The following is a 24,868-nucleotide window of genomic DNA, read 5'->3' on the forward strand; positions in this document are numbered from 1 at the left end:
AAATAGGCGCGGCGCGAGGATAACCTATCAATTTTGCGCATCACAACCGCAGTACCCAGCCTTGGCACCAGGATTAAACCCATGCAAACCCCGAATACAGCCCTCATCCGCGAAACCTTCCCCGTCGGCCCATTGCAGTGCAACTGCACGATCATCGGCGACCCGATTACTAAAAAAGCCATCGTGGTCGATCCAGGTGGTAATCACGAACTGATCCTCGCGCGGCTCGACGCACTGGGCCTGAAGGTAGTCAGCATCATTCATACCCATGCGCACCTCGATCACTTCCTGGCTTCCGGTCAGTTGAAGGAGAAAACCGGCGCAACCCTGCACCTGCATAAAGAAGATCAATTTCTGTGGGACAACCTGGAGATGCAGTGCCAGATGTTCGGTGTGCCCTACACTCCGGTGCCGTCGCCGGATCGCTGGTTGGCCGATGATGAAGAACTGGCCTGCGGTTGCGGCGTGGCGTTGCACACGCCGGGTCATACGCCGGGTTCCATGAGCTTTTGGTTTTCAGAGGCTAAGCTGCTGATTGCCGGTGACACGTTGTTTCGTCGCGGGGTAGGGCGCACGGATTTGTGGGGGGGCGATCAGGCAACCATCGTGCGGTCGATCAAGCAGCGGCTGTACACCCTCGATGAAGAGGCGACGGTGGTGACCGGGCATGGTCCGGACACCCGTCTGGGCGATGAAATGCGCGAGAACCCTTTTGTGCGGGCCTGATTTCTAACGTTGTGAGGGGCGTGGCGGAATTATTTTCATCCGCAATGATCCAACGCCCGCAAAGATTTAATGCCTTAGTCCGTTGCACCACAGAATGCAAAAAGTAGGAGCTCTTCATGTTCACCAAGCAGCGTTTGATTATTGTCGCTACGGCTGTGGCCTTGCTGTCTGGCTGCGCCTCGCCTAACCCTTACGACAACCAGGGCCAGGCCGACGGTGGTTCCACGGGCATGAGCAAAACCGCTAAATACGGTGGCCTCGGCGCTCTGGCCGGTGCTCTGGCCGGTGCCGCCATCGGTCACGATAACCGTGGCAAGGGCGCGCTGATTGGCGCTGCGGTGGTGGGTGCTTCCGCTGCCGGTTACGGTTATTACGCCGACCAGCAAGAGAAAAAGCTGCGCGCCAGCATGGCCAACACCGGGGTGGAAGTGCAGCGCCAGGGTGATCAGATCAAACTGATCATGCCGGGTAACATCACCTTCGCCACCGATTCGGCGAACATCGCGTCGGGTTTCTATCAGCCGTTGAACAATCTGGCGGGCTCGCTCAAGGAGTTCAGCCAGAACCAGATCGAGATCGTCGGCTACACCGACAGCACCGGCAGCCGCCAGCACAACATGGACCTGTCCCAGCGTCGCGCCCAGAGCGTGGCGACTTACCTGACGTCTCAGGGCGTGAGCGGTGCCAACCTGTCGGCTCGCGGTGCCGGGCCGGATAACCCGATTGCCAGCAACGGTGACGTCAATGGTCGGGCGCAGAACCGCCGGGTCGAGGTCAACCTGAAGGCGATTCCGGGTCAGCAGTATGGTGGTCAGCAGCAGGGTACGGTTCAGCAGTACCCTTGATCGCCTGATTGAACCCCAGGCATAAAAAACCGCCCGATCCTCAACAGATCGGGCGGTTTTTTTGTGTCGCCAGTTCTGGCCCCTTCGCGAGCAGGCTCGCTCCCGCAGGGGAACGCATTCCAAATGTGGGAGCGAGCTTGCTCCGGGCGGCGTTCCGACGATGGGGCCTGATCAGGCAACAAAAAAACATCAGCAATTAAAAAAGCCCCCGGACAATCACTCATCCGGAGGCTTTTTGTGTCGCGCGAAACCTGATTACTTCTTCAGGCCGTAATGCTCATCGAGCATGCCCGGCGCGTTCGGGGCTTTGGGGGCGTAATCGCGTGGCGGCTCCTGATTGCGCGGTGGCGTCAGGCGTTCGCGCGGGGCCTGGGCCGCGTCGGCGTGCAGGGAGGCCAGCAGGCGTTGGCGGGTCTGCTCGTCCAGGGCCAGGCGGTTGGCACCCTCGGCGAGATGATCCTGCACTTCCTGATAGCTCGCAGTCAGTTTCTTGACCAGCGTTGCAGTGCTGTTGAAGTGGGTGACCACCTCGTTCTGATAACTGTCGAAACGTTCCTGAACGTCATCCAGCTGACGTTGTGTGCTGCTAGGCGCGGCATTCGGCACCAGGCGAGCGATCAGGAAACCAATGGCGACACCCACAACCAGGGCAAGAGTCGGCAACAACCAAACTAAGAGCGAGTGTTCCACGAGTCCTTCCTCTATAAACGGCTTTGCTTTACGTTAACGGCTCGAACCTGCGCTGTATACCGCGATTCACTCGCAATAGATTGGCACAGACAATTTGCTAGACGAGTCGACCCGATTCGAGGTCACGGAGTTCCTTCCTTGCTTATGCGCGAAACCCCTGTAGTGATTGATGGCCCGGTTGGTCAACTGGAGTCCCTCTACCTGGATAACGAACAGCCCCGCGGCCTGGCGCTGATCTGCCATCCGAACCCGGTGCAGGGCGGCACCATGCTCAACAAAGTCGTCTCGACCTTGCAGCGCACCGCGCGTGACGCAGGTTTGATTACTTTGCGCTTCAACTACCGTGGCGTCGGTGCCAGTGAAGGCACCCACGATATGGGCACGGGCGAAGTCGATGACGCCCAAGCCGTTGCCGAATGGCTACGAGCCAAGCACCCCGAGTTGCCGCTGACGCTGTTCGGATTCTCCTTCGGCGGTTTTGTTGCAGCAAGTCTCGGCGGACGTCTGGAAGCCAAGGGTGAGCAGCTCAAGCACCTGTTCATGGTCGCGCCTGCGGTGATGCGTCTGGGCGATCAGGATCAACTGCCGCAACACGGCGAGCTGACCCTGATTCAGCCAGAAACCGACGAAGTCATTGATCCGCAGCTCGTTTACGAATGGTCCGACAAGCTCGAACGCCCCCATGAGCTGCTGAAAGTGGCAGAATGCGGACACTTTTTTCATGGCAAGCTGACCGATCTCAAGGATCTGATCCTGCCGCGTCTTTCGAATTGATTGCAGTCTGACAAGCGATTACCCATGACGACTCGTACCCGTATCCTCACCGGCATCACCACCACCGGCACGCCTCACCTGGGCAACTACGCCGGCGCCATCCGCCCGGCGATCCTTGCCAGCCGTGACAGCAATGCCGATTCGTTCTACTTCCTGGCCGACTACCACGCCCTGATCAAATGCGATGACCCGCTGCGCATCCAGCGCTCGCGTCTGGAAATCGCCGCGACCTGGTTGGCCGGTGGCCTGGATGTGGACCGCGTAACCTTCTATCGCCAGTCCGACATCCCGGAAATCCCCGAGTTGACCTGGCTGCTGACCTGCGTTGCCGCCAAGGGCCTGCTCAATCGCGCCCACGCCTACAAGGCTTCGGTGGACAAGAACATCGAAACCGGCGAAGACCCGGACGCCGGCATCACCATGGGCTTGTACAGCTACCCGGTGCTGATGGCCGCGGACATTCTGATGTTCAACGCCCATAAGGTGCCGGTCGGCCGTGACCAGATCCAGCACGTGGAAATGGCCCGTGACATCGGTCAGCGCTTCAATCACCTGTTCGGTCAGGGCAAAGAATTCTTCACCATGCCCGAGGCGCTGATCGAAGAAAGCGTCGCCACGCTACCCGGCCTCGACGGTCGCAAGATGTCGAAGAGCTACGACAACACCATTCCGTTGTTCAGCAGCGCCAAGGAAATGAAGGACGCGATTTCGCGGATCGTCACCGACTCCCGTGCGCCGGGCGAGGCGAAAGATCCGGACAACTCGCACCTGTTCACCTTGTTCCAGGCCTTCGCCACCCCGGCGCAGTCCGACGAATTCCGCAGCGAACTGTTGCAGGGCCTGGGGTGGGGGGAGGCGAAGAATCGTCTGTTCCAGCTGCTGGACAACGAATTGGGCGAGTCCCGCGAGCGTTATCACCAGCTGATCGAACGCCCGGCGGATCTGGAAGACATCCTCCAGATCGGCGCCAAGAAGGCCCGCTCGGTGGCGACACCGTTCCTTCACGAACTGCGTGAAGCGGTTGGCCTGCGCTCTTTCGTCGCTCAGACCCAGGTCGCGACCACCACCAAGAAGAAAGCCGCGAAAGCCGCGCGTTTTGTCAGTTTCCGCGAAGAAGACAGCAGCTTCCGTTTCCGTCTGCTGGCGGCCGATGGCGAGCAGCTGCTGTTGTCGCGCAACTTCGCCGACGGCAAAACCGCAGGTCAAGTGACCAAGCAGTTGCAATCGGGTCAACCGTTGGATGTGCGCAGTGAAGACCGCAGCTTCAGCGTCTGGCTGGAAGGCGAGTGCGTGGCCGACAGCCCGACTTTCGCTGACGACGCCGCTCGCGACGTCGCCATCGACACTTTGCGGGTTGCTCTGACGCCAGTTCAGGAATAAATCAGCGGCTCGGCCCGACCAAGGGCCGATTGCCATTCCCACGGGCCGTCGCTACAGTGACGGCCCGTTTTTGTTGCCTTGCTAACGAATTATGACGCCCCTAGAACGATATCAAGCTGATCTGAAACGCCCGGAATTCTTCCATGACGCCGCGCAGGAAACTGCGGTGCGCCATTTGCAGCGCCTGTACGACGATCTGGTCGCGGCCTCGCACAGCAAACCGGGTCTGTTCGGCAAACTGTTTGGCAAGAAAGACGCGGCACCGGTCAAGGGTCTGTACTTCTGGGGCGGCGTCGGCCGTGGCAAGACCTATCTGGTCGACACCTTCTTCGAAGCGCTGCCGTTCAAGGAAAAGGTCCGCACTCACTTCCACCGCTTCATGAAGCGAGTGCACGAAGAGATGAGGACCCTCGGCGGCGAGAAAAACCCGCTGACCATCATCGCCAAGCGCTTCTCTGACGAAGCCCGGGTGATTTGTTTCGATGAGTTCTTCGTGTCCGACATCACCGACGCGATGATCCTCGGCACGCTGATGGAAGAGCTGTTCAAGAACGGCGTGACCCTGGTCGCGACCTCGAACATCGTGCCGGACGGTCTGTACAAGGACGGCCTGCAACGTGCGCGCTTCCTGCCGGCCATTGCGCTGATCAAGCAGAACACCGAGATCGTCAACGTCGACAGCGGCGTCGATTATCGTCTGCGTCACCTTGAGCAAGCGGAGCTGTTCCACTTTCCGCTGGATGATGCGTCCCACGAAAGCCTGCGCAAGAGCTTCCGCGCCCTGACGCCGGAATGCACGGCAGCCATCGAGAACGATGTGCTGATGATCGAGAACCGCGAAATTCGCGCCTTGCGTACGTGCGATGACGTGGCCTGGTTCGACTTCCGCGAACTCTGCGACGGCCCGCGCAGCCAGAACGATTACATCGAACTGGGCAAGATCTTCCACGCTGTGTTGCTCAGCGGTGTCGAGCAGATGAGCGTCACCACCGACGACATCGCCCGACGCTTTATCAACATGGTCGACGAGTTCTACGACCGCAACGTGAAGCTGATCATTTCCGCTGAAGTCGAGTTGAAAGACCTCTATACCGGCGGTCGCTTGAACTTCGAGTTCCAGCGCACCCTCAGCCGTCTGCTGGAAATGCAGTCTCACGAATTCCTGTCCCGGGCGCACAAGCCGTAGGAAATTTCGGATAACAAAAAAGGCCTGCATTGCAGGCCTTTTTTGTGCGCTGTGTGTCAGTTTTGAACGAGAAAGCGCGCCACTTCATCTTGTCGCTGGCAGCCGACGAGCAGCCACAGCAGGATTCTGGCTTTGCGTGGACAGAGAAATCCAGCCATCAATGCACCTTTACTGATCAGGTCCATCTCGCTGCCAATAAATCCGTAGGTCGATTGAGCCGTGGAGCCGGAACCTGTCCGGGTGGCAACGATGACAGGGATTTTTCTGGCGATGGTTTCAATTACATCTGTCCAGCTCGCGCCAACGTGTCCTGCACCGAAACCCGCAATCACCAGTCCGTCGTAACCCAGTTCTAGGATGTTCTCGATTAACAGGGTATCGGCGCAAAGTGACGCTTCCAGCAGGGCAATCTTCTGTGTGGTCAGCTGGGGCAGCGGCAGGACCCTGCGCTGGACTGGCAGGCGCAGATAGTTGACGGTGTTTTCCATCAGCATGCCGACAGGACCAACGATGGGGGAGGAAAACGCCTGCAATGCTAATGAATCGGTTTTGCGGACGGCGTTCGCTGAATGAATCTGTCCGTTCATCACCACGTGAACGCCTCGATGACGGCTGCTTTCAGCCAGTGCAACCCGGCAAGCATCCAGCAGATTCGCCGGACCATCGGCCCCTGCCTGGGCTGCCGAACGCATGGCGCCGGTCAGGACCAACGGCTCGTCGTTGTCCCACAAATAGTCAAAAAATGTGGCGGTTTCCTCGAGGGTGTCTGTGCCTTGAGTGATGACAACACCCACCGCACCTTGTCTGATTTGAACATTAGCCCAGGAAAGGACGCTCAGCAAAAAGTCGAAATCCAGTGAGGCACTGGGCAACAGTCCGAGCGTTTCTACGGTGACCTGTGCCAAGGTCGCCAACTCTGGCACCGAGGCCAGCAGGGTTTCGCCGCTGACGGTCGGGATCACCCCTTCGCCGGTGTTGCTGGCTTGCATGCTCACGGTGCCGCCGAGCGCCGCAATGGCCAGTTTGGGCAGGTCCATGTGATACCTCATTAGCTTGTGATGAGAAGTGGCTGTATCCGGAATTGAGTCCGTGATACAGCCCAATCGTGACGTTCGTCAGTTGGCTACCAGCAGTCCGATAAACGGAATGATCAGCAACGTACTAATGGCCATGGCCAGTACATTGCCGATGAAACCGTGCATGTCGGCCGGCAACCGCTTAGCAATCGCGCACGCCAGCGGTGGCGCAATCAGTGCCCCCAGCAGTGCGCTTGAGGCTATGACCTGCCAGCTGCCACCGTACGTCAGAACGGCCGCGGGAACGACTGACACCAATGGAACATAGGTGGGATACCAGCCGCGCAATATCCATTGTCGACGCCAGATCGCTACCCCTAACGCCGAAGTCAACGCCTGCGCGGCGATCAGTTGGGGCAGCAAGCCCGTGCCATACACTGGGCTCGTCGGGTTCAAGGTGTAAGCCAGCAAGGCTCCCGCGATCAAGCCGAGACTGGCCCATTCATTGCCGAAGAACGGCGCTTCCGAAAGTCAGCCAACACCCGACGTAGACTCCACACGACACCATAGTCGGGCGTTTTGGTTATGGCGGGTGCGGGCACAGGGGCGGACGGCTTCTCGGGTCGATCGGAGTTCACCAGGCTCGGCAGGTAACGGCAGAGCAGAAAAGCGCCGACACTGGCGACCGCCATGCCCGAGACATTGCCAATCACGGCTGGTAATCCGAGGGGATTGCAGACGTAATTGACGATCAGCAAGCACATCGGGGTGACGAACACGGCGCCCATGATTGCGCCATTGATCGTGACCTTCCAGCCGCCACCGAACATCAGCACCATCGCCGCCGGCAACGAAACAAAGGCGGCAAACGTGGGTTGCCAACTGGTGGCCGTGACCGTCCAGCCCCACAGCAGGTTACTCAGCAACAGCCCAAGCAATGAGCTGGTGACGAGCCACGGCCATAATCCGCTGCCGTAGCAAATGGTAAAGCCTTGCCAGGCTTTTCCCGTTCGATTCGCCCAGTAGGCCAGATAGGCGCCTGCAAGCAGCCCGATCGAAGCGAACTCATGTTTGTAGAACGCCACCTCGCTGATGTCTCCCAGGACCCAACGCAGCCAGGCACTCGGTTCCGGGAGGCTCGATACCATGTGACTGTAGTCTGGCCAATGCGCTGACCAGGATGACCGGTAGGTGAATGAAAGCCAGATGATCAACAGTGCCGCGCCGAGCATCAGCCAGATGACCGCCGTATCCAGCGGCGTCCTGGCGACAAGCCGGTTTTGCGGTTTTTCGTTTGTGGTGTCCATCAGTCATGCCCCCTTATCAGCGCGGCAGACAAGGGTGCTGGGTGTAGCCGAGCATTTGATCGTAGAGATCGGCTCGACGATCGCGATGCAAATCGTTCAAGTTGTTCCAGATGGGCGCGCTGCGCGAGCTGGTCAGGTCGATGTCGGCAAACAGGATCTCCTGCTTGTCCGCTGAAGCCACCTGGCCAATCGGCCAGCCATTGGTGCCCGCGATCAGCGAACAACCCAGGTAACGTGCACCTCGCTCTTCGCCGATCCGGCTCGCCGCCGCAATAAACACATTATTGACGTGAGCCGCCGTCATCGTCAGGTACGACGCCATGCACTTGCCGGCGTCATCGAACAGGGGTGGCGGGGTCCAGACCCAGTTGTTCAGGCTGCAAATAATGTCGGCGCCTTGCTGGCTCAAAATGCGCGGTACTTCCGGGAACCAGATATCCCAGCAGATCAACATCCCTATACGACCGATTGGGGTGTCGAAAACCGGGAAGCCTAGATCGCCCGGCGTGAACCACAATTTTTCCAGATTCCATAAATGTGCTTTTCGGTACTTGCCGATGAAGCCGTCAGGCCCGACAAGAACGCCGGTGTTGAACAGCTGCATGCCGTCGCGCTCCGTCAAACCGGCGACCAGATAAACCTTGTGCTGGCGGGCAAAGTCCATCCAGCTCTGCACGCTCGGCCCGCTGGGAACGGCCTCCGAATGATCGAACGCATCCTGCCGGGTTTTAAAGAAGTAACCTGTGCTTGAAAGCTCGGGCAGGACGATGAGATTCGCACCGTCATTTGCCGCTTCCAACGCTAATTCCAGGCTGTTACGCAGATTTGCTTCGCGATTTTGCCTGCCGACTTGTGGATCGAATTGCACGACTGCTACACGAACAGGACTTGTTGGCTCGCTCATTCCGATGACCTCTTTTTATTGTTATTCACGCTGTTTAATTGCGTGCTTATGAGAGTCGAATCGGCGAGAACGTGTAAGTCAGCTATTTCCGTTTAGGGTGTAGTCCGTATCCCAAGATGACTGCGCGAGGCGCTTGGCAGGAGGGTCGCCAAAGTAGAGCCAATGCACGTCGTGCATGGCTCCAGAGCAAGGAAGCTAATCAGGTTCTGACGTTATAGTGCGGATAGTCGCTCATGGAAAAACCGCCATGGAAGGCTGCGCCGGTTTTGTTGCAGATATGAATGACCGCATCGACGGCGCCCCGAAAGCACGGCTCGGTCCAGCCAGCATCGACTGAAAACGACTCCCCGGAAAAATACAGACCTGAAACATGCGCGAAGTCCCGGTTGTACTTCATCAGGCTGACGGCGTCGTAGTAGGTGCCGGGTCGGTATAACTTTGCACAACCCAGCGCATTTTTATCGGTGATCCAGCGTTGGACCACGGCTTGATCCAGGGCAATGTAGGGAGTGATTTTCTCCTGGATATTGGCGGCGTTCATGAGGATCCGGTCCAGCTCTTTGGCGCACTTGTTCACCAGTTCCTTGTCGGTGAATGAGGCGAGTTTGGTAGCGTCGTCCTCCCATGTGTAACTTAAAAGGATGCAGTCATAACTGTAGCTATCGTTGTAGCGGTAGGTGTAGACGTCGTGGATAAAACTGTCAGTGACGATGGCTTGCGGGATTTTTCTGTTTTTCGAAAGGAAGGATTTTTTTAACGGTGCGAAGACTTTGCAACTGGTTTCCCAGTGCGCGGTTTTATAGGCATTGATCGTCTCGAACGGCAGCATCTGTGGCGTGAAGTTTTCAAGCTTGATGCGAGTTTCGATCAGCCAGGAGGGAAGGGTCATGATGACCGAATCAAAGTCATCGTAGTGCTCCTGGATTTGCTCGGGTTGACTATGTTTCGAGTTGTAGTAGACGCGTGTTTTCTGGTTCGTCAGTTTTTTAAGTTTTGTAACGGATGAGTCCATGAGCAAACCGTTGTTTCTTTCCTGGCAGTGTTCGTAGAAGGACTTTCCGGTTTCGTCGGTTTTCATGAACAGCAGGCATTCGTCCAACGCTGCAAGACCGATGTAGCGGGGCCTGTCGAAACTCAGCCCCGTCGAGTCAAAAACGGCTTCGCTGTGCAGGCAGGGTGAATCCAGCGGATCGCCAATTGAGTCGACCCGACCATGGATCAATTGCAGTTGGCTGCTGAATCCAAAAATGGCAGTGCGCAGAGGATAAAGGGAGCAGACATCGTAAAAGGCTCCCCAACTACCGTCGCCGATGCCAATGGCATAGAAGATCGCGGACTCCTGCGCGGACATTCCCATTCCGCCAAAGTCCCCCGGTGAGCGTTCATCCCAAGCTTGCAGGGCGGGCATGCTGACCAGATCGCGAAACGAAACGCTCTCGTATTTTTCGACGATAGCAGCCCACATGGCTTCCCATGCCTGACTGGCGTAAACCTCTGCGACGTGCCGGGTCATGCGATCGGCAAAGGCCTTCCACTTTGCATAAACCTTTTGCAGTTCTTCACCGGGAGGTGGTGTCTGGCCATCTTCATTTTTCCAGATCAGCATCTGCGGAGTCGGTCCGCCGCCCATGCTGCCCTCTCGCAGATAGATACCGGTCGAAGTGACCCACTGGCTTCCGGGATTGGCAAAATCTGAAAACGCCAGGTCGAATGCCTTGGCGTAGTAAGCCATCAGCGACCGGCCCTCTGTCGGTGACTCGTCCGCCCGGTTGAAGAAGGGCATGCGCATGGCCCCCATTTCAAACGGTGTATGACTCATCGCCGAGTTCGGGCTTCCAGGGACGGTCAGGTGTCTGCCGCCTATGCGTCTGGATTGTTCTATGAGGGTGATATGGGTGAACCCGCAACGATAAAGCTCTCTGGCGGCCGTCAGTCCGGTGACGCCGGCGCCAATAATGCAAATTTTATGTTGTGGGTCAGTTGCCTTGGCGATGCCGTTTTCCTGTTCAACCAATGCGCGATAGTCGAAGCACAAATCTGGCGGGTTGGGGAAACGGGCCTTCCACTTGTTTTCCGCCGAGCGTTTTGGGCGAGCGGCATCCTTCGTGGCATAGGAGGGGTAGTTGTAGCTTGATCCGATAGTCACTGTTGATCTTCCCTGATGGTGTTTTCAGGGACGATGTTGAGGTTCTGAACGCGCAGCGTATAGGAGACAAGTAAGGCTCGCAGATACTCTTTATTCGTTTTTTAGCGTGGGAAAAGACCAGCAGGGCTCCGGCTAAGGATCCCTGCGGTATTGGGCTACGCCGCCTGCTGGAACTGCTGCCGATACTGGTTCGGCGACAATTCCGTGTGCTGGCGAAACAACCGCGCGAAGAAGCTCGCATCGTCGTAACCGACTTCATAGCTGATGGTCTTGATGCTCTTGCGGCTGCCGGACAGCAAGCCTTTGGCCGTCTCGATACGCAGTCGTTGCAGGTAATGCAGCGGCTTGTCGCCGGTGGCGGTCTGGAAGCGCCGCATGAAATTGCGGATGCTCATGCCGTGTTCGCGAGCCACGTCTTCGAAGCGGAATTTGTCGGCAAAGTGTTCTTCGAGCCAGTGCTGGATCTGCAGGATGATCACATCCTGGTGCAGCTTCTGACCGCCGAAACCGATTCGTCCTGGCGAGTAGCTGCGCTGCACTTCATAAAGAATGTCCCGCGCCACGGCCTGGGACACGTTGGCGCCGCAGAAGCGTTCGATCAGGTAAATGTAAAGGTCGCAGGCCGAGGTGGTTCCGCCAGCACAGTACAGGTTGTCGGCATCGGTCAGGTGCTTGTCCTGATTGAGCTGAACCCGTGGGAAGCGTTCGGCAAACGCATTGAAGAAACGCCAGTAAGTGGTCGCTTCCTTGCCGTCGAGCAGCCCGGCCTCGGCCAGCCAGAACACCCCGGTGGCTTCGCCGCAGAGTACTGCGCCGCGAGCATGTTGCTGGCGCAGCCAGGGCAGGACCTGTGGATAACGTTGGCAGAGGGTGTCGAAATCGTCCCAGAACGCTGGAAGGACAATGATGTCGGCGTTTTCCAGGCCGCCGTCCACCGGCATGATTACATCGCTGAAGCTGTTTACCGGTTTGCCGTCGGGGCTGACCAGGCGGGTTTCGAACGCCGGAGTCAGGCCTTGGCCCAGTTGTTTGCCGTAACGCAGGCTGGCCAGGTGGAAGAAATCCTTGGCTTGCATGAGGGTGGAAGCGAAAACCCGGTCGATAGCCAGGATGCTGACGCGCCGCAAGGGCGTGGAGACTTGGTTAGACATAATTCAACTTTATTCTTATAGGGGAAAGTGGTCACCAGACGGCTGGATCGTCTTATTTTTTGTCGGATGTGTCCAGTGTCCTGTATCGGATGCGAGGCATAGTCTCTGAAGGTCAATTCCGGCTAACAATAACGACAGGTGCCGCATGATCCCCAGAACCTTGTTCAGCTCCGAGCACGAACTTTTTCGCGACAGCGTGCGAACGTTCCTCGAAAAAGAGGCCGTGCCGTTCCATGGGCAATGGGAAAAACAAGGCTATATCGACCGCAAACTCTGGAACAAGGCAGGGGAGGCGGGGATGCTGTGTTCGCATCTGCCGGAAGAGTACGGCGGCCTGGGGGCGGACTTTCTCTACAGCGCGGTGGTGATCGAAGAGATCGGTCGTCTCGGCCTGACCGGTATCGGTTTTTCCCTGCATTCGGACATCGTCGCGCCTTACATCCTTCATTACGGCAGTGAAGCGCTGAAACACAAATACCTGCCGAAACTGGTGTCTGGCGAGATGGTCACGGCGATTGCCATGACCGAGCCGGGTGCCGGTTCCGACCTGCAAGGGGTGAAAACCACCGCGGTGCTCGATGGCGACGAGTATGTGATCAACGGTTCGAAGACGTTCATCACCAACGGCTTTCTCGCTGACCTGGTGATTGTCGTGGCCAAGACCGATCCGAAGGCTGGCGCGAAAGGCACCAGCCTGTTTCTGGTGGAAGCCAACACCCCAGGCTTCGCCAAGGGCAAGCGTCTGGAAAAAGTCGGCATGAAGGCTCAGGACACCTCGGAATTGTTCTTCCAGGACGTGCGAGTGCCAAAAGAAAACCTGCTGGGGCAAGCGGGGATGGGCTTCGCGTACCTGATGCAGGAATTGCCGCAGGAGCGTCTTACCGTTGCCATCGGCGGGCTTGCTTCGGCTGAAGCTGCGTTGCAATGGACGCTGGATTACACCCGCGAGCGCAAGGCATTCGGCAAGGCGATCGCCGACTTCCAGAACACCCGCTTCAAACTGGCGGAGATGGCGACCGAGATTCAGATCGGTCGAGTCTTCGTCGATCGCTGTCTGGAACTGCACCTGCAAGGCAAACTCGACGTGCCGACCGCGGCGATGGCCAAGTACTGGGGCACTGACTTGCAATGCAAGGTGCTCGACGAGTGCGTGCAGTTGCATGGCGGTTACGGTTTCATGTGGGAATACCCGATCGCCCGGGCGTGGGCGGATGCGCGGGTGCAGCGGATTTATGCGGGGACCAATGAAATCATGAAGGAGATTATTGCGCGGTCGCTTTGACCTTGCGGTGACTGTTAGGCCGCCATCGCAAGCAAGCTCGCTCCCACAGGTATTGCGCAAAACCTGTGGGAGCGAGCTTGCTCGCGATGGGGTCTATGAATCAATCAAGGTGCCGGGTTCGGGTGATCCTTGTGAATCGCCTCGATCCCCTCCAGTACTTCATCCGACAGTTTCAGCTCGAAGCTCGCTAAATTGCTTTCAAGCTGCTCCATCGTCGTTGCGCCAATGATGTTGCTGGTCACAAATGGCTGCTGAGTGACAAACGCCAACGCCATTTGCGCCGGGTCCAGGCCGTGTTCACGCGCCAGTGCCACATAACGACTGCACGCAGCTTCCGACTGCGGGTTGAAATAGCGGCTGAAGCGGCTGTAGAGGCTCAGGCGGCCTTTAGGCGGACGCGCGCCACCTTCGTACTTGCCTGACAGGAAACCGAACGCCAGCGGCGAATAGGCGAGCAGGCCGCACTGTTCGCGGATGGCGATTTCCGCCAGACCGACTTCGAAGCTGCGGTTGAGCAGGTTGTACGGATTCTGGATCGACACCGCGCGTGGCCAGCCACGGGCTTCGGCCAGGGCGAGGAAGCGCATGGTACCCCATGGCGTTTCATTGGACAGGCCGATGTGGCGGATCTTGCCGGCCTTGACCTGTTCGTCCAGCGCTTCGAGGGTGTCCTCCAGCGGCGTGAGGTTGGCTTCGATTTGGTGTTTGTAGCCGAGCTGACCGAAGAAATTGGTGCTGCGCTCCGGCCAATGCAGCTGGTAGAGGTCGATGTAGTCGGTCTGCAAGCGCTTGAGGCTGGCGTCCACGGCTTCGGTGATGTGCTGGCGGTTGTGCCGCAGGTTTTTGTCGCGGATGTAGTCGATGGTGTTGCCGGGGCCGGCGATCTTGCTGGCCAGGATCCAGTCGGCGCGATCACCGCGGCTTTTGAAGTAATTGCCGATGTAGCGCTCGGTGGTGGCGTAGGTTTCGGCTTTTGGCGGCACCGGGTACATCTCGGCGGTATCGATGAAATTGATCCCGGCGCTTTTGGCCCGTTCAATCTGGGCGAAGGCTTCAGCCTCGCTGTTTTGCTCGCCCCAGGTCATGGTTCCGAGGCAGATGGCGCTCACGTTCAGATTGGTTCGGCCTAGCTGGCGATAGTCCATCGGGTGCTCCTTGGGCAAAACAATCATAAAAGCAGGTTGAATTATTTTTCGCAATCTGCATAATTGCGCACCTCTTTCTGCAGTGGAAGTGATGCGCCGCCGCCGAAGAATCTTGCCGTTGAACGGACGCGCCGACCCGAGCCCCCGAAAGCGTCTGTATCCGGCTGCCTTTGACTTGTCAAAGTACGCACTATTCAGTAAGATCCGCCGTCTAATTTACAGGGCGGCCCCTGAGGCTATAAAGAATGAAAACTTTTACTGCTAAACCGGAAACAGTACAGCGCGACTGGTTTGTCGTCGACGCTGCAGGTCAGACCCTGGGTCGTCTGGCCACCGAAATCGCGAGCCGTCTGCGTGGCAAGCATAAAGCTGAGTACACTCCTCACGTTGACACCGGCGATTACATCGTCGTTATCAATGCCGAGCAGATTCGTGTAACCGGTGCTAAAACCACCGACAAAATCTACTACTCCCACTCCGGTTTCCCGGGCGGCATCAAGTCGATCAACTTCGAAAAGCTGATCGCTAAAGCCCCTGAGCGCGTGATCGAGACCGCGGTCAAAGGCATGCTGCCTAAGAACCCGCTGGGTCGCGACATGTATCGTAAGCTGAAAGTCTATGCGGGCGCTGTACACCCTCATACTGCTCAGCAGCCCCAAGAACTGAAGTTTTAACGGAATAGTTCATTATGTCGGCGACTCAAAATTACGGCACTGGCCGTCGCAAGACCGCAACCGCACGCGTTTTCCTGCGTCCGGGTACTGGTAACATCTCCATCAACAACCGCACCCTGGAAAATTTCTTCGGCCGCGAAACTGCCCGCATGGTAGTTCGTCAGCCGCTGGAACTGACTGAGACTGTCGAGAAATTCGACATCTACGTCACCGTGATCGGTGGTGGTGTAAGTGGTCAAGCTGGCGCAATCCGCCACGGTATCACTCGCGCACTGATGCAGTACGACGAAACCCTGCGTGGCGCTCTGCGCAAAGCTGGCTTCGTTACTCGCGATGCACGTGAAGTTGAACGTAAGAAAGTTGGTCTGCGTAAAGCGCGTAAGCGTCCGCAGTACTCGAAGCGTTAATTCGCTTTTACGTTCAAAAAGAACGCCCAGTTTCCTCGCGAAGCTGGGCGTTTTTTTATGGGCGCGATTTATCAAAGAATTGCTCTGTGACAACTTGCCACAGCCGTAGAAGCCCTATACTGCAAGGCTTGGCAGTGGAGCCCCTCGGTAATTACCTTGTCAGAATTGGGGCTTTTCATTACCATTCGGCAAAATTTTTATAAGTTCAGATTTTTACTTAGTAGACGCCTGATTTAACAGGCCACAAAGCTGATGGGAGAGGACTGAATGAGCAATGACGGCGTGAATGCAGGCCGGCGTCGCTTCTTGGTAGCAGCCACATCCGTGGTGGGTGCTGCAGGAGCGGTGGGGGCTGCGGTCCCGTTCGTGGGGTCATGGTTTCCCAGTGCCAAGGCGAAAGCTGCAGGTGCACCGGTGAAGGTGAATGTCAGCAAAATCGAGCCAGGCCAGCAGATGATTGCTGAGTGGCGCGGTCAGCCGGTGTTCATTGTCCGCCGAACCGCGGAAATCCTGGGGAATCTGAAAAAGATCGAGGGCCAGCTGTCTGACCCGACCTCCAAGAACTCGACACAACCGACCTACGTCGATCCAGAAACGCGTTCGATCAAGCCAGAGGTTCTGCTGCTGATCGGTATCTGCACACACCTGGGTTGCTCGCCGACCTTCCGTCCAGAAGTGGCACCTGCGGATCTGGGCAAGGACTGGGTAGGTGGTTATTTCTGCCCTTGCCACGGCTCCCACTACGATCTGGCTGGCCGCGTCTACAAGTCGCAACCTGCGCCTTTGAACCTGCCAGTTCCCCCGCATTCCTATGAAACCGATGACGTCATTGTCATTGGCGTCGATACGGAGAAAGCGTGATGAGCAAGTTCATGGATTGGGTTGATGCGCGCTTTCCCGCGACCAAAATGTGGGAAGACCATCTCAGCAAGTACTACGCCCCGAAGAACTTCAACTTCTTCTATTTCTTTGGCTCCCTCGCACTGCTCGTTCTGGTCAACCAGATCGTTACCGGTGTCTGGCTGACCATGAGCTACACCCCGTCGGCGGAAGAGGCGTTTGCTTCCGTCGAATACATTATGCGCGACGTCGAGTACGGCTCGATCCTGCGTCTGCTGCACTCCACCGGCGCCTCGGCGTTCTTCATCGTGGTCTATCTGCACATGTTCCGTGGCTTGCTCTACGGTTCGTACCAGAAGCCGCGTGAGCTGGTGTGGGTCTTCGGCATGCTGATCTATCTGGCGCTGATGGCTGAAGCCTTCATGGGTTACCTGCTGCCGTGGGGCCAGATGTCCTACTGGGGGGCTCAGGTGATCATCTCGCTGTTCGGTGCGATCCCGGTCATCGGCAACGATCTGACTCAGTGGATCCGTGGTGACTACCTGATTTCCGGTATCACCCTGAACCGCTTCTTCGCCCTGCACGTTGTTGCGTTGCCGATCGTGATCCTCGGTCTGGTGGTGCTGCACGTTCTGGCGCTGCACGAAGTCGGTTCGAACAACCCGGACGGCGTGGACATCAAGAAATTCAAAGACGAAAACGGTGTACCGCTGGACGGCATTGCCTTCCACCCGTACTACACCGTGAAAGATATCGTCGGCGTGGTGGTGTTCCTGTTCATCTTCTGCTCGATCGTGTTCTTCTTCCCGGAAATGGGCGGCTACTTCCTCGAGAAGCCGAACTTTGAAGTGGCGAACGCCTTCAAGACGCCAGAGCACATCGCTCCGGTCTGGTACTTCACGCCGTTCTACGCGATTCTGCGGGCGATTCCGGACAAGCTCCTGGGCGTTATCGCCATGGGCGCGGCCATTGCTGTGCTGTTCGTCCTGCCATGGCTCGATCGTAGCCCGGTCAAGTCGATGCGCTACAAAGGCTGGCTGAGCAAGATCTGGCTCTGGGTGTTCTGCATCTCGTTCGTGATCCTGGGCGTGCTGGGCGTACTGGCCCCAACCCCTGAGCGGACGTTGCTGTCGCAGGTATGTACCTTCCTGTACTTCGCCTACTTCATTCTGATGCCGTTCTACACCAGGCTCGAGAAGACCAAACCGGTTCCGGAAAGGGTGACTGGCTGATGAAAAAGCTATTTGCTGTACTGATTCTTGCTGCTTTGCCTGTGCTGTCCTTCGCGGCCGAACACGGTGGTCCTGAGCTGGAAAAGGTCGATATCGACGTTTCCGACAAAGCTGCAATGCAAGATGGCGCGCGTACATTCGCCAACTACTGCATGGGCTGTCACAGCGCCAAGTTCCAGCGTTACGAGCGTGTCGCCGATGACCTGGGCATCCCGCACGACCTGATGCTCTCGAAGGTGGTGTTCACCGGCGCCAAGATCGGCGACCACATGAGCATCGGCATGCAGCCGGCTGACGCCAAGACCTGGTTCGGTGCGGCGCCGCCCGACCTGACCCTGGTCGCCCGCGTTCGTGGCACTGACTGGCTCTACGGTTACCTGAAATCTTTCTACGAAGACCCATCGCGTCCTTGGGGCGTGAACAACAAGGTGTTCCCGAACGTCGGGATGCCTAACGTTCTGGTCGGCCTGCAGGGTCGTCAGGTGGTAGGCTGTAAACAAGTTCAAATCGTCGAAGACGGCAAGAAGCAATACGATCCGCTGACCGGCACGGCTTTGACTCATGAAGCCTGCGACCAGCTGACCATACTGCCGAAAACCGGCACGCTGAACGAAGAGCAGTTCGACGAGAAGGTCAAGAATCTGGTGACCTTCCTGGCCTACTCGGCCAACCCGGTGAAGCTGCAGCATCAGCGCATCGGTACCTATGTGTTGCTGTACCTGGCGTTCTTCTTCGTATTCGCATACTTGCTCAAGCGTGAATACTGGAAAGACGTCCATTGATAATGCTGTAAAATTGCTGTCAATCGCGCGCGCCCAAGGGCGTCTCTGAAGGTGTAACGAGCCTGGTGATCCAGGCGTTACGGGAGGCGCCCTCTGGGCGCGCGCGTTTTTCCGTTTCCGATAATTTCAACAAGCGAGGAGTACCGCCATGGGCGTGACCAATCGGTTGGCCTGTTACTCCGACCCCGCCGACCACTATTCCCACCGAGTGCGTATCGTACTTGCAGAGAAGGGTGTCAGCGCCGAGATCATTTACGTGGAAGCTGGTCGCCAGCCGCCTAAACTGATTGAAGTGAACCCTTACGGCAGCTTGCCCACCCTGGTCGATCGTGACCTGGCGTTGTGGGAGTCGACCGTGGTGATGGAATATCTGGATGAGCGTTACCCGCACCCGCCTTTACTGCCGGTTTATCCAGTGGCGCGTGCCAACAGCCGTCTGCTGATTCATCGTATTCAGCGTGACTGGTGTGGTCTGGTGGATCTGATCCTGGATTCCCGGTCCAAGGAAGCAGCCCGTGTCGTGGCTCGTAAAGAGCTGCGCGAAAGCCTGACCGGCGTGTCGCCGTTGTTCGCCGACAAGCCGTTTTTCCTCAGTGAGGAACAAAGCCTGGTGGATTGCTGCCTATTGCCAATACTCTGGCGATTGCCGATTCTGGGTATAGAACTGCCGCGGCCTGCCAAGCCGCTGCTTGATTACATGGAGCGCTCGTTTGCGCGTGAGGCTTTCCAGGCGAGTCTGTCTGGTGTCGAACGCGATATGCGCTAAGGCTTAAGGAGCCGCTATGAACTCCAGTCGACCTTATCTGGTCCGCGCGCTCTACGAGTGGATTGTGGACAACGATTGCACCCCGCACATGCTGGTCAATTCCGAGTATCCGTCGGTACAGGTGCCTCAGGGTTTTGCCAGTGACGGACAGATTGTCCTGAACGTATCGCCGGCAGCCGTGCGTCATCTGCACATGGACAACGAAGCGGTCAGCTTCGAAGGGCGCTTCGGTGGCGTGCCGCACACCTTGTACGTGCCTATCGCATCGATCCTGGGCATTTACGCCCGGGAGAACGGTCAGGGCATGGTGTTCGATCTGGAATCGCCTATGGAAGACGAGGAAGAGATCGAGCCGGATGACGACATTCCGCCACCCGACAGCGAGCCGCCGCGTCCCAGCGGTCGACCGAGTTTGAAGGTGGTGAAATAAAAAAAGGGTGATCCGCAAGGATCGCCCTTTTTTTATTTCACTTCAAACGTAGGAGCTGTCGAGTGAAACGAGGCTGCGATCTTTTGATCTTTTAAAAGCAAAATCAAAAGATCGCAGCCTCGTTTCACTCGACAGCTCCTACAGGTCGATGGCGATCCAAGGATGCCATCACCTGCAAGCAAATATCAGTCGATGTACTCAAACAGTTTCACGATCTTCTGTACGCCGGAAACGCCTTGCACCAGGTTGGTCGCTTGGGCAGCTTCCTGTTTGGTCAGCAGACCCAGCAGGTAGACGATGCCGTTCTCGGTGACAACCTTGATGCGCGAGCCCGGAATGTTCGGATCGGTGAGCATCTGGGTCTTGATCTTGGAGGTCAGCCAAGTGTCGTTCTGGCGGGCAAGGAAGCCGGAAGGTGGCAGGACTTGCAGTTCGTTGTGGACTGTCTTCACCCGCTGAACAGCCGCAGCGGCCTGTTCGGCCTTGGCCTTGAGGTCGGCACGCGGGGTTTGCCCGGCGAGCAGCACGACGCCATTGAAGCTGGTGACGACGATGTGCGAGTCGTTATCCAGGGCTGGATCGGCCTTGGCAATGTTCACGCCGACCTTGGTGTCGATCAGAGAGTCGTCGATCTTGCTGCCGAAGGTGCGGGTGCCGCGGTCATCTTCGATCGGTGCTTCACGGCTGGCGTTAACCACCGAGGTGCAGCCGCTGATGCCGAGGCACAGGGTCAAGGCCAGAAGGCCTAGGCGATTAGGGGTCATTCTTCACTCCCGAACAGTTGGCTGTCGATCAAATCGCAAAGGCAATGGATCGTCAGCAGGTGGACTTCCTGAATACGTGCGGTGACGTTGGCCGGTACGCGAATCTCGACGTCCTCGGGCAATAGCAACGACGCCATGCCGCCGCCATCGCGACCGGTCAATGCTACGACAATCATTTCGCGATCATGTGCGGCCTGGATCGCTTGAATAATGTTTGCCGAGTTGCCGCTGGTGGAAATCGCCAGCAAAACGTCACCCGGCTGGCCGAGGGCGCGGATCTGTTTGGAGAAAATTTCGTTGTAGCTGTAGTCGTTGGCGATCGAGGTGATCGTCGAGCTGTCGGTGGTCAGCGCGATGGCTGGCAGGCTCGGACGTTCGCGCTCGAAGCGGTTGAGCAGCTCGGACGAGAAGTGCTGGGCATCACCGGCAGAGCCGCCGTTGCCGCAGGACAACATTTTGCCTTCGTTGAGCAGGGCGTTGACCATCACCTGGCTGGCTTGCTCGATGTGCGGTGCAAGTACGTCCATCGCCATTTGCTTGGTATCGATACTGGCCTGAAAAAGCTGGCGAATTCGGGATTGCATGTCCATCTGTGTGACCTTAATTAGCGCGGCTACTCGGCACATGAATGTGCAGCCCGCAAAGCAAAGAGCAAAAGTGTTGGGTGAAAGTGTCCGGTTCGGAACGTACGCGATCAGCTGTCGAAGGCATTCTGCAACCAGTTCAACTGATCGAGGTTGCTGTCGATGGCAACCACGTCGAAACGGCAAGGGGAATTGGCCCAACGCGACTCGCGCTGAAGAAAATACTGCGCGGCAAAAATCAGTTTCTGCCGTTTGCGCTCATCAATGCTATCGAGCGCGCCACCCCATTGAGTGTTTTTTCTGTAGCGGACTTCAACGAATACTACTGTATCGCCATCAAGCATGACCAGATCAAGCTCGCCGCGTTTACACAACCAGTTCTGCGCCAGCAGGCGCAGACCTTGTTGTTGAAGATGCTCGAGCGCATGGCGCTCGGCATCTTTACCGCTTTGCTGGCGTGACCTGTCGGGCATCAGCGCGGGGTGTCCGGCAGGCGTTGAACCTGACCGCTCACGAACTGTGCCCATGGCAACTGACGCACGACTCGCTGGTTTGCAGTCATGCCCAGGCTGCCCGATTGGCCTTCGATGCGGCTGTCCGGCAATGCCTTGAGTTGCCCCAGGCGTGGTGCCAGGCGATAGGCGTCAACGCCCATCGCGTACAGACGACCCAGACTGCCAGCAGCTTGTGGCCATTGAGCGGTAACCTGTTTGCGCAGTGGATCGTTGGCCTCCAGCAACCATGGGGTTTCGCAGAAGCGAATGCCGTTCATGTCGTTGTACTGATTCACATCGCCGCTGGCGCTGAACACGTGGGAGGTGGCATAAACCGGCACGTCGCCAGCGTACTGGAAGTTCAGTGTCGGCTTGATCTGCTGGGCTTGCTGAGGCGTTGCGGCCAGGAAGATGAACTCGATGTCCTGGCGACGCGAAGGCTGGGCGGCTACCTGCCCGCCAACGGTGCTTTGCAGGCTCTTGGCACGACCTTCGCTCTGACGCAGCTGGAACATGTCGGCAATCTGCTGGGCCAGTTGAACCGGTTGGTCGACACGTTCGGTAGCGACGATGCTGCCACCGTTAGCCTGCCAATCCTGGCTGAACGCTCTCAACACGCGATCGCCCCATTCGCCTTTCGGCACCATGATGGCTGCGCGATGCAGGCCATCGGCGCGAGCACGGCGGGACACTTCGCGGGCTTCGTCTTCAGCCGCAAGACCAAACTGGAACAGCTGGGCCGGACCTTGTTCGCCTTCGCTGTAGTTCAGCGCCAGGGTGGTGATCGGCAGTTGCGGGCGAGCGCTGAGCTGTTTGACCAGCGGCTTCTCCAGCGGACCGACGACCAACTGCACGCCATCGGCTTGGGCCTTGCGGTAGAACTCGTCCATCGAAGTGAGTTTCGAGCTGTCATAGAACTCGATGGCTGGCGGCTTCTGCCCGGCTTGTTGGGCCTGGTAGTGAGCAGCCATGAAACCTTCGCGCAGTGCTTTGCCGACCGACGCCAACGGGCCGTCTTGTGGCAGCAGCAGGGCGATTTTGCTCAGGGGCTGGCTGGCCAGTTCCTTGAGTTTGGTCAGTGGCAACGGCAGTTGAATGGCGGCCGGGTGCTTTGGATTCTGTGCGCGCCAGTTGTCGATCGCCGCTTGCTGTTGTTCCACGGTGCCGGCACTTTTCACTGCCAGAGCCAGGCCCATCCAGCCGCCGAGGTCGTCGGAGGTGTTTGGCTGCAATTGGTCGGTCGGCAGCGAAGCGATCAGGGTCCAGATCGCTTCGTGGTTTTTGCTTGCCGCTTCACCTTCGAGCATTGGCGCAATGAAGATGCGCTCCCGTGCGGCAGCCAGGGTCTGGCCATCGGCTTCAAGGGCGCGGGCATGAACAGTGCCGGTGCGAACCTGTTGCTCAACCGGCAGTTCACTCAGGCGTTGCAGGCTCGGATGACTCAAGGCAGTCAGTGCCGCTTTGGGCTGATTGCGAACCATGGCCAGTTCAGCCGCCAGGGTGCTGGCGAAAACCTGTTGGCCAGGCTTGAGTGTTTCGACGGGGACTTGTTGCAGGATTTGCGCGGACTGGCCGGCATTCCCCTGACGATAGGCCAGGTCTGCCGCGCTCAGGCGCAACAGGGAGGCTTTTTCCGGGTCTTTGCTTTGAGCGGCCTGTGCGAGCAATTGCTCGATACTGGCATCCGGGGTCCGTGGAAGTTCGCCAAGGCTGGAGGAGGGCGAGCTGGCGCAAGCCGCCAGCAAGGCAGCGAGGCAGAGGGCAGTGAACAGCCGCAGGCAAGCGATCATGTAGTGTTCCTGATACTCGATCAAATTAGCGTGGAATTGTACCCAAGCACTGGCCGGGGCGCGATGTTACTGGTGTGAATCGATCAATTTAGCTCGTGCAAATGTTGCGGCACTGCACAAAAGGCTGCAAAACCGAGGGTTGCTTGCGCGTATCGCGAACGTCGCGACGCGCTACAATGGCGGCTTTTACCGATCATGAGGTGTGCGCTTTGACTGCTCCAGGTGCTTTGAATTCCGCTGCTGGCTCGCTTTATGTGGTGGCGACGCCCATCGGCAACCTGGACGACATCAGTGCGCGTGCGCTGAAGATCCTGCGCGAGGTCGCCCTGATCGCCGCCGAAGATACCCGTCACTCTCAGCGATTGATGCAGCATTTCGGCATTCCTACACCGCTGGCGGCCTGTCATGAACACAATGAGCGGGATGAAGGTAGCCGCTTTATCACTCGCTTGCTCGCCGGCGACGATGTGGCGCTGATTTCCGATGCCGGCACGCCGTTGATTTCCGATCCGGGTTATCACCTCGTGCGCCAGGCTCGTGCTGCGGGAATTAATGTTGTGCCGGTTCCGGGCGCCTGCGCTCTGATCGCGGCGTTGTCGGCGGCGGGGCTGCCGTCGGACCGTTTCATCTTCGAAGGCTTCCTGCCGGCCAAGGCTGTCGGTCGGCGCGCCCGACTTGAGTTGGTAAAGGAAGAACCGCGCACGCTGATTTTTTATGAGGCGCCACACCGCATCCTTGAATGTCTGCAAGACATGGAACTGGTGTTCGGTGGGGAACGCCCGGCTTTGCTGGCCCGTGAAATCACTAAAACCTTTGAAACCCTTAAGGGCTTGCCACTGGCTGAGTTGCGCGAGTTCGTCGAGTCAGACAGCAATCAGCAACGCGGCGAATGCGTGGTGTTGGTGGCGGGTTGGTCTGCCCCCGAGACCGAGGACGCCGTCAGCAGTGAAGCCATGCGCATTCTGAATCTGTTGCTTGAAGAAATGCCGCTCAAGCGAGCCGCGGCGTTGGCGGCGCAAATTACCGGCGAGCGCAAGAATGTGCTCTATCAGGTCGCGCTGGATAAACAGAAGGGCGAGTAAAAACCGACGTGCAGGCGCGGCCCAAGGCGTTTAGCGCTTGTCCTTCGGCCGCTCTGCCGTTAATCTTCGCGGCGGAGAGTCGATCGGACAGTCGCTGCCCTCTATGAAAATTAGGGGGGGGAGGAAAGTCCGGGCTCCATAGGGCGAAGTGCCAGGTAATGCCTGGGAGGCGTGAGCCTACGGAAAGTGCCACAGAAAATAACCGCCTAAGCGCTTCGGCGCCGGTAAGGGTGAAAAGGTGCGGTAAGAGCGCACCGCACGTCTGGCAACAGTTCGTGGCTAGGTAAACCCCACTTGGAGCAAGACCAAATAGGGTCCCAAGGCGTGGCCCGCGCTGGGACCGGGTAGGTTGCTAAAGATGTCCAGTGATGGCCATCGTAGACGAATGACTGTTCAAGACAGAACCCGGCTTACAGATCGACTCTCCACCTTTTTCCCCCTCCCTGCTTTAATCATTGAGCAGGGCGCCTG

Annotated in this window: 24 protein-coding genes, 1 other RNA gene and 1 pseudogene; 15 read left to right on the forward strand and 11 right to left on the reverse strand. The window is 57.8% G+C overall.

Going from position 1 to position 24,868, the window contains the following annotated elements; all coding sequences use genetic code 11:
• Positions 1–81: 81 nt before the first annotated feature.
• Complete coding sequence (locus tag CUN63_RS18245) at positions 82–726, forward strand: MBL fold metallo-hydrolase (protein ID WP_056740859.1); 645 nt, start codon at positions 82–84, stop codon at positions 724–726.
• A gap of 116 nt (positions 727–842) precedes the next feature.
• Positions 843–1,571 carry an OmpA family protein gene (locus CUN63_RS18250; RefSeq protein ID WP_129441341.1) on the forward strand — a complete coding sequence of 243 codons (729 nt, stop codon included), beginning with the start codon at positions 843–845 and terminating at the stop codon, positions 1,569–1,571.
• Positions 1,572–1,826: 255 nt separating this feature from the next.
• Here the strand turns inward: CUN63_RS18250 and CUN63_RS18255 are convergent, their stop codons facing one another.
• Positions 1,827–2,261 carry a YhcB family protein gene (locus tag CUN63_RS18255; RefSeq protein WP_129441343.1) on the reverse strand — a complete coding sequence of 145 codons (435 nt, stop codon included), beginning with the start codon at positions 2,259–2,261 and terminating at the stop codon, positions 1,827–1,829.
• 144 nt (positions 2,262–2,405) lie between these two features.
• Between CUN63_RS18255 and CUN63_RS18260 the strand changes: the two genes are divergently transcribed.
• The 3 genes from CUN63_RS18260 (at position 2,406) to zapE (ending at position 5,601) form a co-directional block, all read left to right on the forward strand.
• Positions 2,406–3,035: an alpha/beta hydrolase gene (locus CUN63_RS18260; RefSeq protein WP_129441345.1), complete on the forward strand. Its 630-nt coding sequence runs from the start codon at positions 2,406–2,408 to the stop codon at positions 3,033–3,035.
• A 24-nt stretch (positions 3,036–3,059) separates the two neighbouring features.
• Positions 3,060–4,415, forward strand: a complete 1,356-nt coding sequence (locus CUN63_RS18265; protein WP_129441347.1) for a tryptophan--tRNA ligase — start codon at positions 3,060–3,062, stop codon at positions 4,413–4,415.
• A gap of 91 nt (positions 4,416–4,506) precedes the next feature.
• Complete coding sequence (zapE, locus tag CUN63_RS18270) at positions 4,507–5,601, forward strand: cell division protein ZapE (RefSeq protein WP_129441349.1); 1,095 nt, start codon at positions 4,507–4,509, stop codon at positions 5,599–5,601.
• Between the two features lie 56 nt (positions 5,602–5,657).
• Here zapE and CUN63_RS18275 read toward each other — a convergent pair whose 3' ends face one another.
• From CUN63_RS18275 to CUN63_RS18295, 5 genes and pseudogenes are all read right to left on the reverse strand, one after another.
• Positions 5,658–6,638 carry an asparaginase gene (locus tag CUN63_RS18275; RefSeq protein ID WP_129441351.1) on the reverse strand — a complete coding sequence of 327 codons (981 nt, stop codon included), beginning with the start codon at positions 6,636–6,638 and terminating at the stop codon, positions 5,658–5,660.
• A 78-nt stretch (positions 6,639–6,716) separates the two neighbouring features.
• Positions 6,717–7,924 (reverse strand): annotated as a pseudogene (locus CUN63_RS18280) (hypothetical protein).
• 16 nt (positions 7,925–7,940) lie between these two features.
• Positions 7,941–8,828, reverse strand: a complete 888-nt coding sequence (locus CUN63_RS18285; RefSeq protein WP_129441353.1) for a nitrilase family protein — start codon at positions 8,826–8,828, stop codon at positions 7,941–7,943.
• A 199-nt stretch (positions 8,829–9,027) separates the two neighbouring features.
• Positions 9,028–10,974 carry an FAD-dependent oxidoreductase gene (locus tag CUN63_RS18290; protein ID WP_129441355.1) on the reverse strand — a complete coding sequence of 649 codons (1,947 nt, stop codon included), beginning with the start codon at positions 10,972–10,974 and terminating at the stop codon, positions 9,028–9,030.
• Positions 10,975–11,129: 155 nt separating this feature from the next.
• A complete protein-coding gene (locus CUN63_RS18295; protein WP_173860460.1) occupies positions 11,130–12,026 on the reverse strand; it encodes a GlxA family transcriptional regulator in 897 nt (298 codons plus the stop codon).
• 244 nt (positions 12,027–12,270) lie between these two features.
• Between CUN63_RS18295 and CUN63_RS18300 the strand changes: the two genes are divergently transcribed.
• The gene (locus CUN63_RS18300; RefSeq protein ID WP_129441357.1) at positions 12,271–13,407 is read left to right on the forward strand and encodes an acyl-CoA dehydrogenase family protein; all 1,137 of its coding nucleotides are present in this window, start codon (positions 12,271–12,273) and stop codon (positions 13,405–13,407) included.
• Positions 13,408–13,511: 104 nt separating this feature from the next.
• Here the strand turns inward: CUN63_RS18300 and CUN63_RS18305 are convergent, their stop codons facing one another.
• A complete protein-coding gene (locus CUN63_RS18305; RefSeq protein WP_129441359.1) occupies positions 13,512–14,552 on the reverse strand; it encodes an NADP(H)-dependent aldo-keto reductase in 1,041 nt (346 codons plus the stop codon).
• A gap of 245 nt (positions 14,553–14,797) precedes the next feature.
• On the opposite strand from CUN63_RS18305, the gene rplM reads away from it, so the two are divergent.
• The 7 genes from rplM (at position 14,798) to CUN63_RS18340 (ending at position 19,683) form a co-directional block, all read left to right on the forward strand.
• Positions 14,798–15,226, forward strand: a complete 429-nt coding sequence (gene rplM / locus CUN63_RS18310) for a 50S ribosomal protein L13 (RefSeq protein WP_007905295.1) — start codon at positions 14,798–14,800, stop codon at positions 15,224–15,226.
• A gap of 14 nt (positions 15,227–15,240) precedes the next feature.
• Positions 15,241–15,633 carry a 30S ribosomal protein S9 gene (rpsI, locus tag CUN63_RS18315; protein WP_003216038.1) on the forward strand — a complete coding sequence of 131 codons (393 nt, stop codon included), beginning with the start codon at positions 15,241–15,243 and terminating at the stop codon, positions 15,631–15,633.
• Between the two features lie 267 nt (positions 15,634–15,900).
• Positions 15,901–16,494, forward strand: a complete 594-nt coding sequence (gene petA, locus CUN63_RS18320) for a ubiquinol-cytochrome c reductase iron-sulfur subunit (RefSeq protein WP_129441361.1) — start codon at positions 15,901–15,903, stop codon at positions 16,492–16,494.
• Positions 16,494–17,705, forward strand: coding sequence for a cytochrome bc complex cytochrome b subunit (locus CUN63_RS18325; protein ID WP_008155974.1), 1,212 nt, complete (start codon positions 16,494–16,496; stop codon positions 17,703–17,705). The genes petA and CUN63_RS18325 overlap by 1 nt, the downstream gene beginning before the upstream one ends.
• The gene (locus CUN63_RS18330) at positions 17,705–18,487 is read left to right on the forward strand and encodes a cytochrome c1 (RefSeq protein WP_129441363.1); all 783 of its coding nucleotides are present in this window, start codon (positions 17,705–17,707) and stop codon (positions 18,485–18,487) included. Before CUN63_RS18325 ends, CUN63_RS18330 begins: the two co-directional genes overlap by 1 nt.
• A gap of 148 nt (positions 18,488–18,635) precedes the next feature.
• On the forward strand, positions 18,636–19,253 hold the full coding sequence (locus CUN63_RS18335; protein WP_008155978.1) for a glutathione S-transferase N-terminal domain-containing protein: 618 nt from the start codon (positions 18,636–18,638) through the stop codon (positions 19,251–19,253).
• A 16-nt stretch (positions 19,254–19,269) separates the two neighbouring features.
• On the forward strand, positions 19,270–19,683 hold the full coding sequence (locus CUN63_RS18340) for a ClpXP protease specificity-enhancing factor (RefSeq protein ID WP_008155980.1): 414 nt from the start codon (positions 19,270–19,272) through the stop codon (positions 19,681–19,683).
• A 185-nt stretch (positions 19,684–19,868) separates the two neighbouring features.
• On the opposite strand, the gene CUN63_RS18345 is transcribed toward CUN63_RS18340, so the two are convergent.
• The 4 genes from CUN63_RS18345 to CUN63_RS18360 all read right to left on the reverse strand — a co-directional run bounded on the left by CUN63_RS18345 (position 19,869) and on the right by CUN63_RS18360 (position 23,315).
• Positions 19,869–20,447 (reverse strand): BON domain-containing protein, encoded by a 579-nt coding sequence (locus CUN63_RS18345; protein WP_008147477.1) that lies wholly within the window; start codon positions 20,445–20,447, stop codon positions 19,869–19,871.
• On the reverse strand, positions 20,444–21,037 hold the full coding sequence (locus CUN63_RS18350) for a phosphoheptose isomerase (RefSeq protein ID WP_123365680.1): 594 nt from the start codon (positions 21,035–21,037) through the stop codon (positions 20,444–20,446). The genes CUN63_RS18345 and CUN63_RS18350 overlap by 4 nt, the downstream gene beginning before the upstream one ends.
• Positions 21,038–21,141: 104 nt before the next feature.
• A complete protein-coding gene (locus CUN63_RS18355) occupies positions 21,142–21,504 on the reverse strand; it encodes a YraN family protein (protein WP_019582357.1) in 363 nt (120 codons plus the stop codon).
• A complete protein-coding gene (locus CUN63_RS18360) occupies positions 21,504–23,315 on the reverse strand; it encodes a penicillin-binding protein activator (protein ID WP_129441365.1) in 1,812 nt (603 codons plus the stop codon). The genes CUN63_RS18355 and CUN63_RS18360 overlap by 1 nt, the downstream gene beginning before the upstream one ends.
• Before the next feature lie 176 nt (positions 23,316–23,491).
• Here CUN63_RS18360 and rsmI point away from each other — a divergent pair, with 176 nt between their 5' ends.
• Positions 23,492–24,397 (forward strand): 16S rRNA (cytidine(1402)-2'-O)-methyltransferase, encoded by a 906-nt coding sequence (gene rsmI, locus CUN63_RS18365; RefSeq protein WP_165353260.1) that lies wholly within the window; start codon positions 23,492–23,494, stop codon positions 24,395–24,397.
• A gap of 75 nt (positions 24,398–24,472) precedes the next feature.
• Positions 24,473–24,826, forward strand: an RNA gene (gene rnpB / locus CUN63_RS18370) — RNase P RNA component class A.
• Positions 24,827–24,868: the final 42 nt, after the last annotated feature.

The sequence above is a fragment of the Pseudomonas sp. ACM7 genome (assembly GCF_004136015.1).
GTDB lineage: Bacteria > Pseudomonadota > Gammaproteobacteria > Pseudomonadales > Pseudomonadaceae > Aquipseudomonas > Aquipseudomonas frigoris.

What these genes read in the sequence shown, in the direction of transcription:
- rpsI (WP_003216038.1), top strand. Translation starts at nt 15,241, where the DNA reads ATGTCGGCGACTCAAAATTACGGCACTGGCCGTCGCAAGACCGCAACC.
- petA (WP_129441361.1), top strand. Translation starts at nt 15,901, where the DNA reads ATGAGCAATGACGGCGTGAATGCAGGCCGGCGTCGCTTCTTGGTAGCA.
- CUN63_RS18360 (WP_129441365.1), bottom strand. Translation starts at nt 23,315, where the DNA reads ATGATCGCTTGCCTGCGGCTGTTCACTGCCCTCTGCCTCGCTGCCTTG.
- rsmI (WP_165353260.1), top strand. Translation starts at nt 23,492, where the DNA reads ATGGCGGCTTTTACCGATCATGAGGTGTGCGCTTTGACTGCTCCAGGT.
- zapE (WP_129441349.1), top strand. Translation starts at nt 4,507, where the DNA reads ATGACGCCCCTAGAACGATATCAAGCTGATCTGAAACGCCCGGAATTC.
- CUN63_RS18335 (WP_008155978.1), top strand. Translation starts at nt 18,636, where the DNA reads ATGGGCGTGACCAATCGGTTGGCCTGTTACTCCGACCCCGCCGACCAC.
- CUN63_RS18265 (WP_129441347.1), top strand. Translation starts at nt 3,060, where the DNA reads ATGACGACTCGTACCCGTATCCTCACCGGCATCACCACCACCGGCACG.
- CUN63_RS18245 (WP_056740859.1), top strand. Translation starts at nt 82, where the DNA reads ATGCAAACCCCGAATACAGCCCTCATCCGCGAAACCTTCCCCGTCGGC.
- CUN63_RS18340 (WP_008155980.1), top strand. Translation starts at nt 19,270, where the DNA reads ATGAACTCCAGTCGACCTTATCTGGTCCGCGCGCTCTACGAGTGGATT.
- CUN63_RS18300 (WP_129441357.1), top strand. Translation starts at nt 12,271, where the DNA reads ATGATCCCCAGAACCTTGTTCAGCTCCGAGCACGAACTTTTTCGCGAC.
- CUN63_RS18350 (WP_123365680.1), bottom strand. Translation starts at nt 21,037, where the DNA reads ATGGACATGCAATCCCGAATTCGCCAGCTTTTTCAGGCCAGTATCGAT.
- CUN63_RS18325 (WP_008155974.1), top strand. Translation starts at nt 16,494, where the DNA reads ATGAGCAAGTTCATGGATTGGGTTGATGCGCGCTTTCCCGCGACCAAA.
- CUN63_RS18345 (WP_008147477.1), bottom strand. Translation starts at nt 20,447, where the DNA reads ATGACCCCTAATCGCCTAGGCCTTCTGGCCTTGACCCTGTGCCTCGGC.
- CUN63_RS18330 (WP_129441363.1), top strand. Translation starts at nt 17,705, where the DNA reads ATGAAAAAGCTATTTGCTGTACTGATTCTTGCTGCTTTGCCTGTGCTG.
- rplM (WP_007905295.1), top strand. Translation starts at nt 14,798, where the DNA reads ATGAAAACTTTTACTGCTAAACCGGAAACAGTACAGCGCGACTGGTTT.
- CUN63_RS18250 (WP_129441341.1), top strand. Translation starts at nt 843, where the DNA reads ATGTTCACCAAGCAGCGTTTGATTATTGTCGCTACGGCTGTGGCCTTG.
- CUN63_RS18305 (WP_129441359.1), bottom strand. Translation starts at nt 14,552, where the DNA reads ATGGACTATCGCCAGCTAGGCCGAACCAATCTGAACGTGAGCGCCATC.
- CUN63_RS18260 (WP_129441345.1), top strand. Translation starts at nt 2,406, where the DNA reads ATGCGCGAAACCCCTGTAGTGATTGATGGCCCGGTTGGTCAACTGGAG.
- CUN63_RS18275 (WP_129441351.1), bottom strand. Translation starts at nt 6,638, where the DNA reads ATGGACCTGCCCAAACTGGCCATTGCGGCGCTCGGCGGCACCGTGAGC.
- CUN63_RS18285 (WP_129441353.1), bottom strand. Translation starts at nt 8,828, where the DNA reads ATGAGCGAGCCAACAAGTCCTGTTCGTGTAGCAGTCGTGCAATTCGAT.
- CUN63_RS18355 (WP_019582357.1), bottom strand. Translation starts at nt 21,504, where the DNA reads ATGCCCGACAGGTCACGCCAGCAAAGCGGTAAAGATGCCGAGCGCCAT.